The sequence below is a fragment of the Amycolatopsis sp. NPDC047767 genome (genome assembly GCF_040704195.1).
In the GTDB taxonomy this organism is placed as follows: Bacteria; Actinomycetota; Actinomycetes; order Mycobacteriales; family Pseudonocardiaceae; genus Amycolatopsis.
The window spans coordinates 124,084-139,238 of sequence record NZ_JBEYSJ010000019.1 but is presented as its reverse complement, the minus strand read 5'-3'; the positions used below and the strand labels follow the sequence as shown (position 1 = coordinate 139,238).

The window sequence follows — 15,155 nt, the reverse complement described above, 5'->3', positions numbered from 1 at the left end:
CCGTCACGCGCCGAGGCCGGTGAGCACGGCCCCCACGTCCGGCCGCCGTCCCGTGCCCAGCCGCGTGACCGCGTACACCTTGCGCGACACCGGGTTCGCCAGCGGGTGCAGGCTCACCGGCGCGTGCGAGTCCGGCAAGGCCATGCGCGGGATCAACGCGACGCCCGCACCGGCCGCCACCAGCGCCGTCAGCACGGCGAAGTCGGTGGCCTCGGCGACCACGTCGGGCACGAACCCGGCCGCGCCGCACGCGCGCTGGATCATCTCGTGGCACGAGTACTCCTTCGACGGCACCAGCCAGGGCACCGCCGAGAACCGCGCCAGGCGCACCTTCTGGCCGTCCGCGAGCGCGCGCGCCTCGGCCAGCGCCGGCGGCACGGCGAGCAGCACCGGGTCGTCGGCGAGGTGGTGTTCTTCGCACCGGGCCGGGGTTTCGCGCGGCAGCAGGCTGTAGCTGTGCACCACGGCGACGTCGGCTTCCTGGTGCAGCAGCGTGCCGATCGCCGACTCCGGCTCCTGCTCGACCAGCCGCAGCGACACCCCGGGCAGATTCGTCCACAGTGGAGCGACGAGGGTCCTGGCCGCGGACGGGAACGCGACCACCCGCACGGTGCCCGCGCCGTCGGACCGCACGGCGGCCAGCGCGGACTCGGCCGCCGCGAGATCACTGAGGATCACGTCGGCGTGGGACACCAGCAGCTCACCGGCGGCGGTGAACGCGAGCGTGCGCCCGCGCCGTTCCAGCAACGGCGTGCCCGCCTCGCGTTCCAGGGCCGCGAGCTGCTGCGACACGGCGGGACCGGTCAGGTTGAGCGCCTCGGCCGTCGCGGCGACGGTGCCGTGGTGCGCGAGCTCGTGCAGCAGCCTCAGGCGGCGGACTTCCAACATAAGCCGAACTTCCCGATCTCGAAGCAAAGACTAACTGGATCTACCGCATCATAACGTCCACACTGGCCCGGTGAGCACCTCGAAACCCGTTCTGGCCATCGGCGGCACCGTCGTCCTGTGGGCCTCCGCCTTCCCCGCGATCCGTGTGGGGCTCGACGGCTACGGCCCGCTCGGGCTGTCGCTGGCGCGGCTCGTCGTGGCCTCGGTCGCGCTGGCCGTCGCGGCGCCGTTCCTGGGCGTGCGGCTGCCGCGGCGCAAGGACCTGCCGCTCATCGCGTTGTGCGGCCTCACGGGAATGGCGGCCTACCAGGTGCTGCTCAACTGGGGCGAGGTGCACGTGCCCGCCGGCACGGCGAGCCTGCTGGTGGCCACGGCGCCGGTGTTCAGCGCAGTGCTCGCCGCGGCGTTCCTCGGTGAACGGCTCGGCGCCCGCGGCCTCCTCGGCAGCGCCGTCGCGCTCGGCGGTTCGGCGCTCATCGCACTGTCCGGCGGGGACGTGCGGTACTCGACCGCCGCGTGGGTGGTCCTCGCCGCGGCGCTCGTGCAGGGCGCGTACCACTTCTGCAGCAAACCGTTGCTGCGCCGCTACTCCGGGCTCGAAGTCGCGTGTTACGCGATGTGGACCGGCACGGTTTTCTCGCTGCCGCTGGCCCCCGCGGCCTGGCACGGCCTGGAAACCGCGCCCGCGTCGGCGCACGCGGCCGTGCTGTACCTGGGGTTGCTGCCCTCGGCGCTCGGGTTCGTGTTGTGGGGCTACGGCGTCGCGCGCAACACGGTCACCGCGGCGACGTCGGCGCTCTACCTCGTGCCCGTGGTGGCGCTGGCCGTGGCCTACGTCTGGCTCGGCGAGGTCCCCGCGCCCATCGAGCTGGTGGGCGGCGCGATCGCCGTGGGCGGGGTCGTGCTCATCACCGCGCGGCGCAAGGCGCGTGTGCGCGAACCGGTCGGGTGAGCGTCAGCGGCCCCCGCCGCGGCCGCGGCCACCGCCGTTGTCGTCGGAACCCCGGCCACCGCGATCACCGCCGTGGTCGTCGCCGGGTTCCGGAGCCCGGGAGCCGGAGGTGTGCGGGTTGTCGTCCGACGGCGGGGCCGACACCGCCGTGACGAGCGGCGGCGGCGGGATCCACAACGGGGCCGGCGCGTCGGCCGTCCGGCCCGGGTCCACGAGGGACCACACGGCCGTGCCACCCCACACGATCCCCGCCGCGGCACCGGCCGCCACCACGGCGCCGGCGAGAGCACCGAGCACCTGGCGGCCCCGCCGGGGCGCGCGAGGACCGGCGCCGGCACGGGTCTCGAACACCACGGGCCGGGGGTCGGCGGCGGGATCGGTCACGGGTCCATCCTCGCGATCGCCGCGCGGGAGCGCCATTGTCCGGTGGTCCTAGTACCGGTCGGCGTGCCGCTGCGCCCACAGCGCCGCCTGCGTCCGGTCGGTGACGCCGAGCCGCTGGTAGACGTTGGTCAGGTGCGCCTTCACGGTCCGTTCGGTGATCCCGAGGCGCCGGGCGATGGACTTGTTCGGCAGGCCGTCGCCGACCATGCGCAGCACCTCGCGCTCGCGGTCGGTCAGCTTCGCGGCGGGCTGCGCGGCCCGCCGATCGCTCAGCAGCACGCGCGCCGCCTTCGGGTCCAGCGGCGAGCCGCCCGCGACGATCTCGCGGATGCCCGCGAGGATCACCTCCGGCTCGCTGTGCTTGAGCAGGTAACCCTCGGCCCCGGCGCGCAGCGCGTCGAGGATCCGCGCCTGGTCGGAGAACGACGTGAGCACCAGGACGTGGGTGTCGGGGTTCGCCTCGACGATCCGCGCGGTGGCCGCGACGCCGTCGGTGCCGGGCATCGACAGGTCCATCAGCACCACGTCCGGGCCCAGCTCCGCCGCGAGCGCCACGGCCTCCTCGCCGTCGCCCGCGGCGCCGACGAGCTGCAGGTCGCCGGCGGTGCTCAGCAGCTGGGTGAGACCGGTCCGCACGATGGCGTGGTCGTCGGCGATCAGCACTCGGATCATGACAACGGCACCTCCGCCTCCACCCGCGTGCCCCGGCCGGGCGCGGCGCGCACCGACAGCCTGCCACCGGCCTCGGCCAGCAGGTCGCCGACGGCCCGCAGCCCGAAGTGCCCGTCGCGCGCCTGCTCGGTGAGCCGGTCTCCGTCGAAGCCGCGGCCGTCGTCGTCGATCACCAGGATGGCCCCCGAGCCGGCCCGCGTCACGCGCACCAGCACCGCCCGGGCCGCGCTGTGGGCGACGACGTTGCGCAGCACCTCCTGCGCGGTGCGGAACAGCAGCGCCGACGCGGCCGGGGGCAGGCCGTCGGCGTCGTCCGCGTCGAGGTCCACGGCCACGCCCGTGCGCTCCAGGCCGCCGGCCAGCTCGGCCAGCGCCGGCCCGAGACCCTCCTCCGCGAGGTTCGGCGGGTAGATGTCCACGAGCAGGGAGCGCAGCGCGCCGACGCTCGTGCGCAGCCTCCCCGCGGCGTCGGCGATGACTTCGGCGCGGCGGGCCTCGTCCGGATCGCCGAGCCTCGCGGCGTCGAGGCCGAACGTGAGCCCGGACAGGTCCTGCACGATCCCGTCGTGCAGGTCGCGGGCGATCCGCCGGCGCTCGGCGTCGGAGGCGTCCACGGCGTGCTGCAACAGGCGTTCCCGCTCCCGCTGCGAGCGCCGCACGCGCCGCGCCAGCGACCACGCGAACGGCACCTGCACGACCTCCAGCACCACCAGCGCGCCCAGCGACGGCGGCGCGAACCGCGCCCACGCGGCCTGCCCGGCCTGCGTCACGGCGTCGTAGCGGTAGTAGGCCTCCAGCAGCAGCGGGCGCCCGTCGGCCGCGCGGATCCCGACGTAGACCTCCAGCAGCTTCCCGAACGACGTCTCGAGCCGGTTCTCCGGCCGTGTCAGGTCGCTGACCTCCGACACACTCCCCTGCACCCGCAGCGCCTCGGCCTCCTCGGCGCTGAGCGGGTAGCGCTCGCCGATCAGCGCGGACGCGTCGGAGTAGAGGATCGTGCCGTCGGCGGACCAGACCTTCACGCGCACCAGCGAACCCTGCAGCACGTAGCGCCGGATGGCCGCGTCGAACGCGGTCAGCGCGGCCGGGTCGCGGTTCACCACGGCCGCGTCGAGGCGCGGTTCGACCACGCCGCGGGCCGTGACGGACGTGGTCTGCACCGCCGACTGGGTGGCCTGCGCCGTGCCCGCTTCGCGCGCGAGGTAGGCGATGAGGCCGGCCAGCGCCGCGAGCACGACCACCCCGGCGATCGTGAACCGGGCGAGCAGCCCGGCCGTGGACGGGCTCCGCTCCGGTGACATGCGAGCACGGTATCGGCCCGGGTGCCCGGTCCGGACCTGTCCGGCAGGACTACGACCTCCCGATCGGGCGAGGCGGGAACCGGCTCCCCGGGCGGAGCACTCCGGCGATCACCCTGCGTGACATTTCGGCGGATCCACTCGGCGTAGCCGGAGCTAGGCCGTTTCGTGGCCCAGTCGTTGCTCCGCGTGAAGCGCCGCGGGGTGCGGTTCGCCGGGGCCCTGTGAGGGCGATCACTGCAGCGTACGGGCCGGATGTGGGCGGTGTGCCCCGGTTTCCACCTGGTCGGCGGCGTCTCTAAATGAGACTCCCGCCCGCTGGGGACAGGCGTATACCGAGCGATGTGCCACCGCGACGACCAGGCACACGACCAGGCACATTCCGGATGCCCGACCAGGGAGCCCGCTCATGACCACCCTCGATACCAGTGCCGAAAGCGTCCCCCGAGTACCTGCCCAGCACACTGCGGAGGCCGCTCCCGAAGCGCCCCCGGCCGCCGACCCGATGATGGTCGGTCTGCCCAGTTTCGTCGTCGGATCCGTCGCGCTGGGGCTCGTCCTCATCGGCTACGTGCCCGCGACGGCCGTCGGCGCGTCACTCGCCGTCATCATCGCCGCGACCGGCCTCGGCCTGCTCATCGCAGCCGTCTGGGCCGCCGCCGTGGGCCAGAGCGCGGTGGCGGGTGTGTTCGCCATCTTCTCCGGGTTCTGGCTGAGCTACGCGCTGCTCGTGCTCGGCCTGACCCACAACTGGTTCGGGATCGACGCGGCAGCAGCCGTCGCCACCCAGGGGTTGTTCCTCATCTCCTGGCTCGTCATCGTCGGCATGCTGACGCTCGCGACCCTGCGGTTGCCGGTGGCCTACACGCTGCTGTTCCTCCTCATCGAGGTCGCGCTCGTGCTCGTGCTGGTCGGCACGCTGCAGGGCTCGGCCGGCATTCTCCAGGTCGGCGGGTACGTCGTGCTGGTGTTCGCCGCCGTCGGTGTGTACCTGTTCTTCAGCTCGGCCTCGACGGCGACGGGCGGGTCCGCACTCCCGCTCGGCCCGCCGATCGTGCACTGAGCGAACTGCATCACACGTGCCCCGGAGTCCGCGACTCCGGGGCACTTTCCTGCGACGATCGCGGTCTCGTCCACGGGACACGACGACGTGGCAGGAGGACCATGCCCGACGGATTCCGCGACATCCCGACCACGACCCTCGCCGACCTGCTGAGCCGCGACCAGGTGATGGACATCGGCGTGCGCCCGCTGTGGGGCCCCGTGCCGCGCGTCGCGGGCCCGGCCTACACCGTCCAGTGCCCGGCGGGCGACAACCTGATGCTGCACGCGGCCATCCACCGCGCTCCGGCGGGCTCGATCGTCGTGGTGGAGTCCGGCGACCTGGACTACGCGCTGGCGGGCGGCAACGTCTGCGCCGTGGCCCAGCGCAACGGGATCGCGGCGTTCGTGCTCGACGGCGTGATCCGCGACCTCGCCGAGGTGCGCGAGCTCGGGTTCCCCGTGTTCGCCCGCGGCCTGATCCCGATCCCCGGCAGGAAGGCGGCCGTCGCGCCGCTGGGTGAGCCGGTGAGCTGCGGCGGGGTCACCGTGCACGCAGGTGACATCGTGACCGCCGACGAGGAGGGCGTCGTGGTCACGCCCGCCGCCGACGCGGAGCGGATCCTCCTGGCCGCGCAGGCGCGCCTGGCCGAGGAAGAGGCGCAGACGCTCGACGAGTGGGACGCCGACCACCAGATCCGGATCGACGCCATCCTGGAAGAACGCGGGTTCGCAGGCTGACGGCCCGCGCCGCAACCGTCGTGAGTGGACGGTCGCGGCGCGGGTTTCTCGTTATGGGTAGGACTTCAGCATCGCCAGCCCGGTGACGGCGTCCGACGGGCCGCCCGTGTCGTTGACGACGTGGGCGATCGTGCCCTGACCGCCGCCGAGCGAGAACGTGATCATGCTGTGGAACTTCACCCCCGGCCGCTTCGGGGCGGCGATGGCGCGGTCGGACACGATCGTGCGGTCCTCGGCGAAGATGCAGTAGCTGCCCAGGCCCCACGCTTCGTGCGTGCGGACGTGGTCGCCCACCGCGTAGGCGGGGAAACCGCGGTGGGTCCCGTCCATCCACGCGGCCTGGTTCGGCGGGTCGTACGGCATCTCGTTCTGGAAGAAGTAGGTGCGGCCGCCCTCACCGTTCCACTCGACCTGGGCCTTCTGGTGGTGCTCGACGAACAGCCCGTAGGCGATCACGCCCGAGCCGTTCACGACCAGGCCGACGTCGGAGGTGTTGGCGTCCCAGCCGACGCCCGCGCCGTGGTCGGCCCGCCACAGCCACATGTTGTCGATGAGCACGTCTGCGCTGTTGACGACCACGCACCGCTTGGCCTTGCCCACGCCGGCACCCCCGACGCGCACGAACACGTCGTGCATCGAGCTCGGGTTGCGCGCGTGGCCGCGGCGTGACCCGTCGGGCCCGAAGCGGAAAAGCGGATCGGAGGCGACCGGTCCCGCGTCCACGAGCAGGCTGGCGACGCGCACGCCGTCCACGTCGGCGACGTCGAGCGCGGTGACGCCGTTGTCCGGGATCAGGGTGGCGTAGCCGAGGCCGAGCACGACGGTGTCGGCGCGTGTGACCGTGAGCGGCTGGTCGACGTGGTAGATCCCCGGGGTGAGCAGCAGGTGCTTGCCCTGCGCGAGGGCGGCGTTGAGGTCGGCGGCGGACTCCGCGGGCTTGGCGATGTGGAAGGCGTCGAGGGGCAGCGAGGTGCCCTCGGGCTTGCGCGCCTCCCAGCTGGTGGCCTCGGCGTTCGTGCGGACGGCGGGCACGAACACCTGGTAGGCGCCGGCGCCGTCCACGTACAGGAACGGCTTCTCGCAGATCACCGGCGTGCGCTCGACGGAGGTGTACGGCGGGGTGGGGAACGAGGTCGCGGGCGAGCCGGGCGAGCCGACGAACACGAAGTTCCAGTTCGAGCCCACCCACGACCCGACCACCGAGTTGCGCGTGAGCCACTGTTGCTGCGTGCCGGAGTTGACCTGGCCGGTGAGCTGGCAGTCGGCGATGAACCCGCCGCTGGAGTAGCCGCCGTCGGACAGCTTGAGGTCGCCGAGCAGGTAGATGCGGCGGTAGTAGGTGGCCTGCGAGACGGCCCAGGTGTCGACGCCGCTCTTCGGGACGGCGTTGAGGTTCTCGGCGCCGCGCCAGAAGTTCACGAGCGTGCCGTTGCCGTGCGCATCGCCCTCCACGCCGAGCGAGCCGGTGATGCTGGCGCCGCTGGGCTGCAGGCCGAGGCCGGCGACCTGGGTGTAGTAGCCGAGCTTGACGTCGACGGAGTAGGCGCCGGGTTTGAACAGCAGCGCGTAGCGGCCCTCGCCGAACTGGCTGCCGCGCTGCTGGGCGTAGATCGCGTCGAGGGTGGCCTGGATGTTCGGGGTGCTCGAGTCGAAGACGTGGACGTTGGGGCCGAAGTCGGGCTGCCCGGCGGCGTGGGTGGCCGGCGGTGGGGCTTGCGGGGTTTTCCTTGCCGGGGCGGCCACGGCGGGGCTCGCGAGGGTGAGCCCGGACGTCGCCGCGAGGGCGGCGCCGGAGCCCAGCGCCAGGAAGCTTCTTCTCGCGAGGGTCTGGTCGGGGTTGTCGGGCTGTGCTGACTGTGCTGACTGTGCTGGCAACGGGGGGACCGTCCTTTCGACACGACACGACACGTGGCGGCGTGTGCGGGCCGAGGAATCCGTGCGGCACCGACATTTCCGAGCCGGGCTCACCGGTGTCAAGGCGCCTGTCGGTGACCGGGACAGCCGAAAGTCCTGAACGCCGCGACCGTGGCGGTACCGGGCAAAGGCGGCAGGTTGCGGAGACGGCTAGGGTCGGGGGTGGGGACCGCGACGACAGGAGTGCCACATGACCACGAACCAGCCGGGCGACCAGGAACCGTTGGACGCCGAGATCGTCGAAGCCCCGGCGAGCGCTGGCGCGCCGGCGGCGGACCTGCCCGAGCCCGACTACAGCGAGGGCGGCGTGCCGTCGTTCGACTTCGTCCGCGACCGCATCGAGAACCGCTACAACACGTCGGTGGGGGCTCAGGAGCTCGCGGGAATCGGCGGGCCGGAGACGATCGAGTCGCTCGACAAGAAGATCGCCGACCGGGACAAGGCGGCGAAGGACAAGCTCGCCGAGATCCGCCGGTCGATGGGCAAGCAGTAACGTCCCTTGTGGATGGTCAGCCCAGCAGGTCCAGCACGGCGTCGGCCGCCGCTTTCGCGCCGCCGGCGGCGGTGATCTCCTTGGCCAGCCAGGCCAGCCGGTCGTGCACCCGCGCGTCGCCGGCGACGCGCAGCACCGTCTCGCGCACGAGCTCCGGGGTGAGGGCCTCGGAGTCGAGCACCTCGCCAAGGCCGAGTTCGCGGACGCGGCGGGCGTTGAGGGCCTGTTCGGGTACCTGGGGCAGCGTCACCAGCGGCACGGCGTGCGAGAGCGCCTCCATGATCGAGTTCATGCCGGCGTGGGAGACGAACGCGGTCGCGTGGCCCAGTACCGCCTGCTGCGGCACCGACGGCAGCGCCTCGACGTTCGGCGGCAGCTCGCCCAGCAGCTCGGGATCCGTGCGGCCGAGCGACATCACGACGTGCCACTCCGTGCCCGCGAACGCCTGGGCGCACGCGCGGAACACGTCCGGCCGGTCGGTGAACGCCGTCCCCAGCGACACCAGCAGCACCGGCTTCCCGCCCGGCGGCGCCCACTCCCCCGCCCGCACCGTCGGGCCGACGAACCGGTAGGTCTCGTCGAAGGTCTCCGCCGCGATCTGGAACGCGGCCGGCACGAACACCAGCGTCAACGGCACCGGCGGGGCCGCCATCGGCACCAGTGGCGCGGGCAGGCCCTGCTGCTGCGAGAACTCGTGCAGCCGTGTCGCGAACCGCACCAGCGCCTCGTTGTCCGGCCGGAAGTCGGGCGGCAGCAGCTCCGCCAGCGGCAGGTGCTCGTTCACGGCCATGCTCGCCACCAGCGCCACCGCCGGCACCCCCAGCCGCTGCGAAACGGCCGCGGCGACGGGCGCCACGGTCGCGTCGAAGCACACCACGTCGGCATCCCGGACTTTCTCCACGAGAGCGTCGATCCCGGGCCCGCCGCCTCCAGCAACCCGTCCAGCAGGCCCACGAAGCTCGTGGTGCTGAACGCCTCCCGCGACAAAGCGGTCGGATCGAGCGTCCACGGCAACCGCACCGCCTCCGCCCCGGCCCCCTTGATGGCCCCCACGTACGCCGGACCACTCGCGAACGTCACCCGATGCCCACGCCCCACCAGCTCCGACACCAGCGGCAACACCGGGTTGACATGCCCCGCCGCAGGCGCGGCGACGAAGAACAGGTGCTTGCCCACAGGTGGTTTCCCCTCGCAGTCCGGAGAAGATCACCGTAACGGCGGCCGCGGCCGTTTCGGCTGGAGTGTGTCCGTTCGACCACCGCGCAGCACCCGGATCGACGCCCCTTCCGGCAGGTGGGCCGAACGGACCGCTCGCGCATCGCCGGCGCCACGACCGGACCGTTCGTGCGACCACAGCCGCGAGCGGACCGATCGCGCCGCCAAGGCCGAGCGACCGGTCCGATCGCACCACCCGTGCCCGACGAGGCGGGGCGCGACGGGCCGGCCGGCAGGAGCCCGCCGCAAAACCACCCCACCCCGCCGGCGCCGGCGTGATTTGATCGCCCCATGCCTACCTCCGTGCGCGTTCCCGGTCTGGTGCTCACCGAGCACGAGTTCGACGTCCCGTTGGATCACAGCAAACCCGAGGGCGAACGGATCACCGTGTTCGCGCGGGAGGTCGCGGAGCCGGACGGCGGGGAGGAGCGGCCGTTCCTCGTGTTCCTGCAGGGTGGGCCCGGGCACGAAGCGCCGCGGCCGGCGGGGCGCCCCTCGGGGTGGCTGGGGCGGGCGGTGCGGGACTACCGGGTGCTGTTGCTGGACCAGCGGGGCACCGGCAACTCGACTCCCGTCGGCACATTGCCGGGGCGCACGCCCGCCGAGCAGGCCGGCTACCTGGCGCACTTCCGGGCCGACTCGATCGTGCGGGATGCGGAGCTGATCCGGCGGCAGCTGGGCGTGCAGCGGTGGAGCGTGCTGGGCCAGTCGTTCGGCGGGTTCACCTCGCTCGCCTACCTCTCGCAAGCGCCGGAAGGCCTGCGGGAGGCGTTCTTCACCGGCGGCCTGCCACCCGTCGGCCGCCACCCCGACGAGGTGTACCAGGCGACGTACGCGACGCTGCTGGAGCGCAACCGCCGCTACTACCGGCGCTACCCGGGCGACCGCGAGCGGGTCCGCAAGCTGCACGCGCGCCTCGACGCCGGGGAGATCACCCTGCCCGACGGCACGCCGCTCACGTCCCGGCTGTTCCGCCAGCTCGGCCACGTCCTCGGCGCGAGCGAGGGCGCCGAGACGCTGCACTACCTGCTGGAGCGCGACCCCGACTCGCCGGCCTTCGCCCACGACGTCGCTGCGACGCTGCCGTTCTCGGCGCGCAACCCGCTCTACGCGGTGATCCACGAAGCCTGCTACGCCGACGGCCACGCCACCCGCTGGTCGGCCGAGCGCACCCGCCCGGCCGAGTACGACGACGACGTCACGCTCTTCACCGGCGAGCACGTCTTCCCGTCGGTGTTCACCGACCTGCCCGGCCTCGCCCCGTTGCGCGAAGCCGCCGAGCTGCTCGCCGAGCGCGAGTGGCCGCGCCTCTACGACGCCGACGTGCTGCGAAGCTGCGAAGTGCCGTGCGCCGCCGCGATCTACGCCGAGGACGCGTACGTGGACCGCCGGTTCTCAGAAGAGACCGCCGGGCTGATCCCGACGATGCGCCCGTGGGTCACGAACGAGTACGAGCACAACGGCCTGCGCGCGGCGGGCGAGCACGTGCTCGCCCGGCTCATCGACCTCGTCCGCGGCCGGGCCTGAAGATCGAAAAGAAGTGCCGGATAGCCCACGGGAATGGTGGGCGTGTTACGATCGATTCCGTTATCACGCCCACCGGTTTCGTTATCAGGTCGTTTCCTGAAGCCACACCAGAGCAATTCCATCGGCCCGGAAACGCGGAACGTTACAGAATTTGAGCGTGGTTTTTACCACTCGGGAATCATTTTCCTCCGTCGCTTTTCTGCGGCAGAATCCCGCCATTGCCCAACGTCGGGCACAGTCGCAGCAGGGAGTCGCCGTGAAGAAACCGCTGGGCCGTCTCGCAGGTGCCGTGCTCGCCGGCGCCGCCCTCACGCTCGCGTCCGCGCCGGCCGCCTTCGCGCAGGACGACCCCACCGCGCCGGTCGAGACCTCGGCGACGTCCGAGCCGACGGACTCGACGGCACCGACCACATCGGACTCCAGCACCTCCGAGACCCCGACGAGCGACTCGAGCACCCCGACGTCCGCCACGCCGCCGAGCACCACCGGCGACACCCCGGCGCCGGCGGACCCCGAGGTGCAGACCACCGAAGGCCACCGCGCCCCGGCCGCCGCGAAGCCCCGCGCAGCCGAGGACGCCAAGGACTCCGAAGACGGGCAAGACGGGCGGAACGCCGACGAGACCACCGAAAGCAGCGCCCCCACCGACCCGTACACCGACAACGCCGGCCACGGCTTCGTCGGCCTCGGCGGTGAGGGCGTGCTGGTCATCGCCTGCGCGTCCGGCGCGCCCGGGAACGTCGCCACTGTCGGCCTGACCGTGACCGCCGGCCCGGACCAGGACGGTGCCGACGGCCGCTACTGGAACTACGACGTGCGCGTGGTCGACGGGTACACCGCCACCACCGCGCCGTTCAGCTGGACCTGCGACGGGCAGGAGGGCCACGGCGACGTGACCTTCGAACAGGTCACCCCACCCACTTCGGACACCAGCGAACCGCCGGCCGGCAGTGAAACCCCCAGCAGCGGTGAGACCCCCAGCAGCACCGCCGGCAGCCCGGCCACCTCGGTGTCCACTTCGGACACCACGAAGGCCGCACCCGGTCCCGCCGTCACCCGCCCGACGGTCCAGGTCCGCTACGCACCCCAGGGTGGCGTCGAGACCGGTTTCGGCGGCACCGCGCGGTTCTGGTTCTGAGCCGATGAACCGATCCAAGCTCATCGCGACGGCGGCCGCCGCACTGGCCGTCACCGCCGTGCTGGCCGGCTGCAGTTCCGCGCCGGCCGCCGCACCGGCCGCCGCGGCCAAACCGGTCCCGAGCAGCGTGCCGGTCACGAAACCGTTCAAGGGCCTGCGCCCGACGTCGGTCAGCATCCCGAAGATCGGCGCGCAGTCCAGCCTGGTCTCCGTCGCGGTCAACCTCGAAGGCAAGATCTCCGTGCCCTCGGTGAAAACTCCGATGCAGGCGGCGTGGTACCGCCTCTCCCCCGTGCCCGGTGAGGTCGGCCCGGCCATCGTCCTCGGCCACGTGGACGGCGACAAGAAGCCGGGCATCTTCTACAAGCTCAAGGATCTCGTCCCGGGCGACGAGGTGGACATCGACCGCAGCGACGGCAAGAAGCTGAAGTTCACCGTCGACCACCTCACGCAGGTCCCCAAGGACCAGTTCCCCCAGGACGCCGTCTACGGCAACAGCACCAAACCCGAACTCCGGCTGATCACCTGCGGCGGCGTGTTCGACCACGCCGAGCACAGCTACGAGGACAACATTGTCGTCTACGCGAACCTCGCCTCGTAGTTCAGACGAGCGAGCCGACCACCGCGTACCCGAGCGTGGCCGCGCCCAGCCCCGCGGCCACGCTCAGCACCACGTTGGCCACCGCGAGACCGTACGCCCGCCGCTCCAGCAGGCGTACGGTCTCGTAGCCGAATGTGCTGTACGTGGTCAGCGCTCCGCAAAAGCCTGTGCCGACCAGGATCGACACGGCGGCGGGCAACGCCGACCCGGCACCGGCCAGCGAGCCCAGCACCAAGGACCCCACCAGGTTGACCGCGAACGTGCCCCACGGAAACCCGCTCTGGTGGCGCGCCTGCACGAAGCGATCGGTGAGGTACCTCAGCGGCGCCCCGACCACCGCGCCGACGAACACGAGCAGCACCGTCACGACTCGACCGTCCTTTCCGGACGGACGAACATCCTTCGCGCGAGCGCCATCCCGCCCACCACCGCGAGCAGCGCCGCCACGAGCGTGCCCGCGAGGTAGCCGAACGCGAGCCCGACCGTGCCCGGCCGCAGCAGCCCGTGGATCTCGACGACGTAGGTCGAGAACGTGGTGTAGCCGCCCAGGATCCCGATCCCGAGGAACGGGCGCACCAGCCGGTTCGCGGTCCACGCCTCGGTGATCGCGACCATGAGCACACCGATGAGGAAGCAGCCGGTGATGTTGATCAGGAACGTCGCCAGCGGGAAGTGCCCGGGCGCGGTGGGGAGCAGCTCAGCGACGCCGTAGCGCGCGAGCGCGCCCAGGCCGCCGCCGAGGGCGATCACGACGAGGACCGGCGCGTGCTCCCGCACGGCCGTGCGGCGCCACAGCGGCATCCGCCGCGAAGACGATTCGGGCACAGATGTCTCCTACTCCACGCGGGCATGCTAGCGCCCTCGGTTCGAGTAGGGACTGTTGGCAGCGAATGCTGCGGTTGTCCGGGTTACCTCGGGGAGTCCCGGAGCGGCGAGCCCCACCGCCGCGCGAGTAGCTTACCGGACCAGATCCGCCGGTGTGCGCAGGGCCGTCAACGCGGTCGCGAACATCGTGGACTTGATCGCCCCGAGCGTGCCGCGGTCCTTGCCCGCCAGCGGCGCGACGACCTCGGTCGCCGTGCTGACCAGCGCGGCCTCGTCGGCCGTCGCGTCGACCAGGCCCAGCTCCCGGGCCTGCGGGCCGCCGAAGCGGCGCCCGGTGGTCATCGACGCGACCGCCGTGGCCGGGGTCAGCTTGGCCTGGATCAGGGCGGCCATGCCAAGCGTGAACGGGATGTTGATGTCGGCCTCGGGGAAGCAGAAGAACCCGCGGTCGGCGCGCATCACGCGGAAGTCGTGGGCCATCGCCAGCATCGCGCCGGCCCCGAACGCGTGCCCGTTCACCGCCGCGACGGTCGGCACCGGCAGCGCGAGCACACGGGCGAGCAGCTCGTGGACGTCGGTGACGTACTTGCCGGCCTCGTCGCCGTGGGTGGTCAGCCACTCGAGGTCGAGGCCGTTGGAGTAGAACTTGCCGCTGCCCGTGGTCACGAGCGCGGCGGGCGCCGAACCGGCCGTGACGGTGTCGAGATGGGTGTTCACCTCTTCCAGCCACGCCGGTGAGAACCGGTTCTCGTCGGCACCGAAGTCGAGGACGGAGACGGCTTCGTGCTGGGTCAGTGCGGGCATCGCGAGAATCCTTTTCAGACGGTGGTTGCGGTCCGGGACGAACGCCGCTTCGGCGGCGGCAGAGCGAGCACCGCGCGCACGGCGGCGGCGAGCCGGCGGCGGCTGTCCTCACCGACGCGGCCTTCGGCCAGCTCACGGCGGTAGATCGCGCTCGGCAGGTCGACGACACACGTGGTGATCACCTCGACGGCCAGGCCGTCGCCGCGCTGCCACAGCTCGCGCGCCAGGCGCACGAGCAGGCGCACCAGGCGTTTGTCCAGCGCGTGCAGCGCCTCGGCGATCTCGTCGGGCAGCTGCGGGCCCAGCACGCGGTCGGGTGAGACGGTGATCATCAGCCGCGCGGCATCCGGGCGCCGCGCCGCCACGACGGCGGGCGCGTCGGCCGCGGCGACCACCGCAGCGACCGGGCCGGCCTCGGCCAGCGCGGCGTCGACCAGGCCTTCCTGTACGTCGACGAAGTGGGTCGCGGCCCGCAGCCAGGCGCGCCCGACGAGCGCGGGCAGCGAGCCGAAGCTGTGGTAGATCGCGCTGTTCGGCACGCCCGCGGCGAGCGCGAGCCCGCGCGCGGTGACCTCCTCGGGGCCGCGGTCGGCCACGAGGCGCTCGGCGACGTCGAGCAGCCGTTCGGGGTCGTGGATCCGCGGCCTGGGCACGAAGCCGAG

General features: G+C 72.6%; 17 protein-coding genes. 7 read left to right on the top strand and 10 right to left on the bottom strand.

The features are described 5' to 3' along the window. Positions 1 to 3: 3 nt before the first annotated feature. Complete coding sequence (locus AB0878_RS30325; RefSeq protein ID WP_366583633.1) at positions 4 to 888, bottom strand: LysR family transcriptional regulator; 885 nt, start codon at positions 886 to 888, stop codon at positions 4 to 6. A gap of 70 nt (positions 889 to 958) precedes the next feature. Here AB0878_RS30325 and AB0878_RS30320 point away from each other — a divergent pair, with 70 nt between their 5' ends. Next, positions 959 to 1,840, top strand: coding sequence for an EamA family transporter (locus tag AB0878_RS30320; RefSeq protein WP_366583632.1), 882 nt, complete (start codon positions 959 to 961; stop codon positions 1,838 to 1,840). 3 nt (positions 1,841 to 1,843) lie between these two features. On the opposite strand, the gene AB0878_RS30315 is transcribed toward AB0878_RS30320, so the two are convergent. The 3 genes from AB0878_RS30315 to AB0878_RS30305 are packed head-to-tail and all read right to left on the bottom strand — an operon-like array spanning position 1,844 to position 4,197. Beyond that, the gene (locus tag AB0878_RS30315) at positions 1,844 to 2,224 is read right to left on the bottom strand and encodes a hypothetical protein (protein WP_366583631.1); all 381 of its coding nucleotides are present in this window, start codon (positions 2,222 to 2,224) and stop codon (positions 1,844 to 1,846) included. Positions 2,225 to 2,272: 48 nt separating this feature from the next. Further along, positions 2,273 to 2,896 carry a response regulator transcription factor gene (locus tag AB0878_RS30310; RefSeq protein ID WP_366583630.1) on the bottom strand — a complete coding sequence of 208 codons (624 nt, stop codon included), beginning with the start codon at positions 2,894 to 2,896 and terminating at the stop codon, positions 2,273 to 2,275. Further along, entirely contained in the window at positions 2,893 to 4,197 is a 1,305-nt protein-coding gene (locus AB0878_RS30305; protein WP_366583629.1) for a histidine kinase, read from the bottom strand. The genes AB0878_RS30310 and AB0878_RS30305 overlap by 4 nt, the downstream gene beginning before the upstream one ends. 406 nt (positions 4,198 to 4,603) lie before the next feature. Between AB0878_RS30305 and AB0878_RS30300 the strand changes: the two genes are divergently transcribed. Next, positions 4,604 to 5,257 (top strand): GPR1/FUN34/YaaH family transporter, encoded by a 654-nt coding sequence (locus tag AB0878_RS30300; RefSeq protein ID WP_366583628.1) that lies wholly within the window; start codon positions 4,604 to 4,606, stop codon positions 5,255 to 5,257. Between the two features lie 101 nt (positions 5,258 to 5,358). Then, positions 5,359 to 5,976: an RraA family protein gene (locus tag AB0878_RS30295; RefSeq protein WP_366583627.1), complete on the top strand. Its 618-nt coding sequence runs from the start codon at positions 5,359 to 5,361 to the stop codon at positions 5,974 to 5,976. A 51-nt stretch (positions 5,977 to 6,027) separates the two neighbouring features. Here AB0878_RS30295 and AB0878_RS30290 read toward each other — a convergent pair whose 3' ends face one another. After that, positions 6,028 to 7,851, bottom strand: coding sequence for a coagulation factor 5/8 type domain-containing protein (locus AB0878_RS30290; protein ID WP_366583626.1), 1,824 nt, complete (start codon positions 7,849 to 7,851; stop codon positions 6,028 to 6,030). 229 nt (positions 7,852 to 8,080) lie between these two features. Here AB0878_RS30290 and AB0878_RS30285 point away from each other — a divergent pair, with 229 nt between their 5' ends. Continuing rightward, the gene (locus AB0878_RS30285; protein ID WP_366583625.1) at positions 8,081 to 8,383 is read left to right on the top strand and encodes a hypothetical protein; all 303 of its coding nucleotides are present in this window, start codon (positions 8,081 to 8,083) and stop codon (positions 8,381 to 8,383) included. Positions 8,384 to 8,399: 16 nt separating this feature from the next. Here AB0878_RS30285 and AB0878_RS30280 read toward each other — a convergent pair whose 3' ends face one another. Continuing rightward, a complete protein-coding gene (locus tag AB0878_RS30280) occupies positions 8,400 to 9,284 on the bottom strand; it encodes a macrolide family glycosyltransferase (protein WP_366583624.1) in 885 nt (294 codons plus the stop codon). A 605-nt stretch (positions 9,285 to 9,889) separates the two neighbouring features. Here AB0878_RS30280 and AB0878_RS30275 point away from each other — a divergent pair. The 3 genes from AB0878_RS30275 (at position 9,890) to AB0878_RS30265 (ending at position 12,864) form a co-directional block, all read left to right on the top strand. Further along, positions 9,890 to 11,125 carry an alpha/beta fold hydrolase gene (locus tag AB0878_RS30275; protein WP_366583623.1) on the top strand — a complete coding sequence of 412 codons (1,236 nt, stop codon included), beginning with the start codon at positions 9,890 to 9,892 and terminating at the stop codon, positions 11,123 to 11,125. 256 nt (positions 11,126 to 11,381) lie between these two features. After that, entirely contained in the window at positions 11,382 to 12,263 is an 882-nt protein-coding gene (locus AB0878_RS30270; protein WP_366583622.1) for a hypothetical protein, read from the top strand. Positions 12,264 to 12,267: 4 nt separating this feature from the next. Then, positions 12,268 to 12,864 carry a class F sortase gene (locus tag AB0878_RS30265; protein WP_366583621.1) on the top strand — a complete coding sequence of 199 codons (597 nt, stop codon included), beginning with the start codon at positions 12,268 to 12,270 and terminating at the stop codon, positions 12,862 to 12,864. Position 12,865: 1 nt separating this feature from the next. On the opposite strand, the gene crcB (AB0878_RS30260) is transcribed toward AB0878_RS30265, so the two are convergent. The 4 genes from crcB (AB0878_RS30260) to AB0878_RS30245 all read right to left on the bottom strand — a co-directional run bounded on the left by crcB (AB0878_RS30260) (position 12,866) and on the right by AB0878_RS30245 (position 15,146). Continuing rightward, entirely contained in the window at positions 12,866 to 13,231 is a 366-nt protein-coding gene (gene crcB, locus AB0878_RS30260; RefSeq protein WP_366583620.1) for a fluoride efflux transporter CrcB, read from the bottom strand. Next, positions 13,228 to 13,689 carry a fluoride efflux transporter CrcB gene (gene crcB / locus AB0878_RS30255; RefSeq protein ID WP_366583619.1) on the bottom strand — a complete coding sequence of 154 codons (462 nt, stop codon included), beginning with the start codon at positions 13,687 to 13,689 and terminating at the stop codon, positions 13,228 to 13,230. Before crcB (AB0878_RS30255) ends, crcB (AB0878_RS30260) begins: the two co-directional genes overlap by 4 nt. Positions 13,690 to 13,821: 132 nt before the next feature. After that, positions 13,822 to 14,493, bottom strand: coding sequence for an enoyl-CoA hydratase/isomerase family protein (locus AB0878_RS30250; protein WP_366583618.1), 672 nt, complete (start codon positions 14,491 to 14,493; stop codon positions 13,822 to 13,824). 14 nt (positions 14,494 to 14,507) lie between these two features. Beyond that, the gene (locus AB0878_RS30245; RefSeq protein WP_366583617.1) at positions 14,508 to 15,146 is read right to left on the bottom strand and encodes a helix-turn-helix domain-containing protein; all 639 of its coding nucleotides are present in this window, start codon (positions 15,144 to 15,146) and stop codon (positions 14,508 to 14,510) included. Positions 15,147 to 15,155 lie beyond the last annotated feature (9 nt).

Coding starts and splice junctions, on each gene's coding strand:
- AB0878_RS30325 (WP_366583633.1), bottom strand. CDS start 888: ATGTTGGAAGTCCGCCGCCTGAGGCTGCTGCACGAGCTCGCGCACCAC.
- AB0878_RS30310 (WP_366583630.1), bottom strand. CDS start 2,896: ATGATCCGAGTGCTGATCGCCGACGACCACGCCATCGTGCGGACCGGT.
- AB0878_RS30305 (WP_366583629.1), bottom strand. CDS start 4,197: ATGTCACCGGAGCGGAGCCCGTCCACGGCCGGGCTGCTCGCCCGGTTC.
- AB0878_RS30300 (WP_366583628.1), top strand. CDS start 4,604: ATGACCACCCTCGATACCAGTGCCGAAAGCGTCCCCCGAGTACCTGCC.
- AB0878_RS30295 (WP_366583627.1), top strand. CDS start 5,359: ATGCCCGACGGATTCCGCGACATCCCGACCACGACCCTCGCCGACCTG.
- AB0878_RS30285 (WP_366583625.1), top strand. CDS start 8,081: ATGACCACGAACCAGCCGGGCGACCAGGAACCGTTGGACGCCGAGATC.
- AB0878_RS30275 (WP_366583623.1), top strand. CDS start 9,890: ATGCCTACCTCCGTGCGCGTTCCCGGTCTGGTGCTCACCGAGCACGAG.
- AB0878_RS30265 (WP_366583621.1), top strand. CDS start 12,268: ATGAACCGATCCAAGCTCATCGCGACGGCGGCCGCCGCACTGGCCGTC.
- AB0878_RS30250 (WP_366583618.1), bottom strand. CDS start 14,493: ATGCCCGCACTGACCCAGCACGAAGCCGTCTCCGTCCTCGACTTCGGT.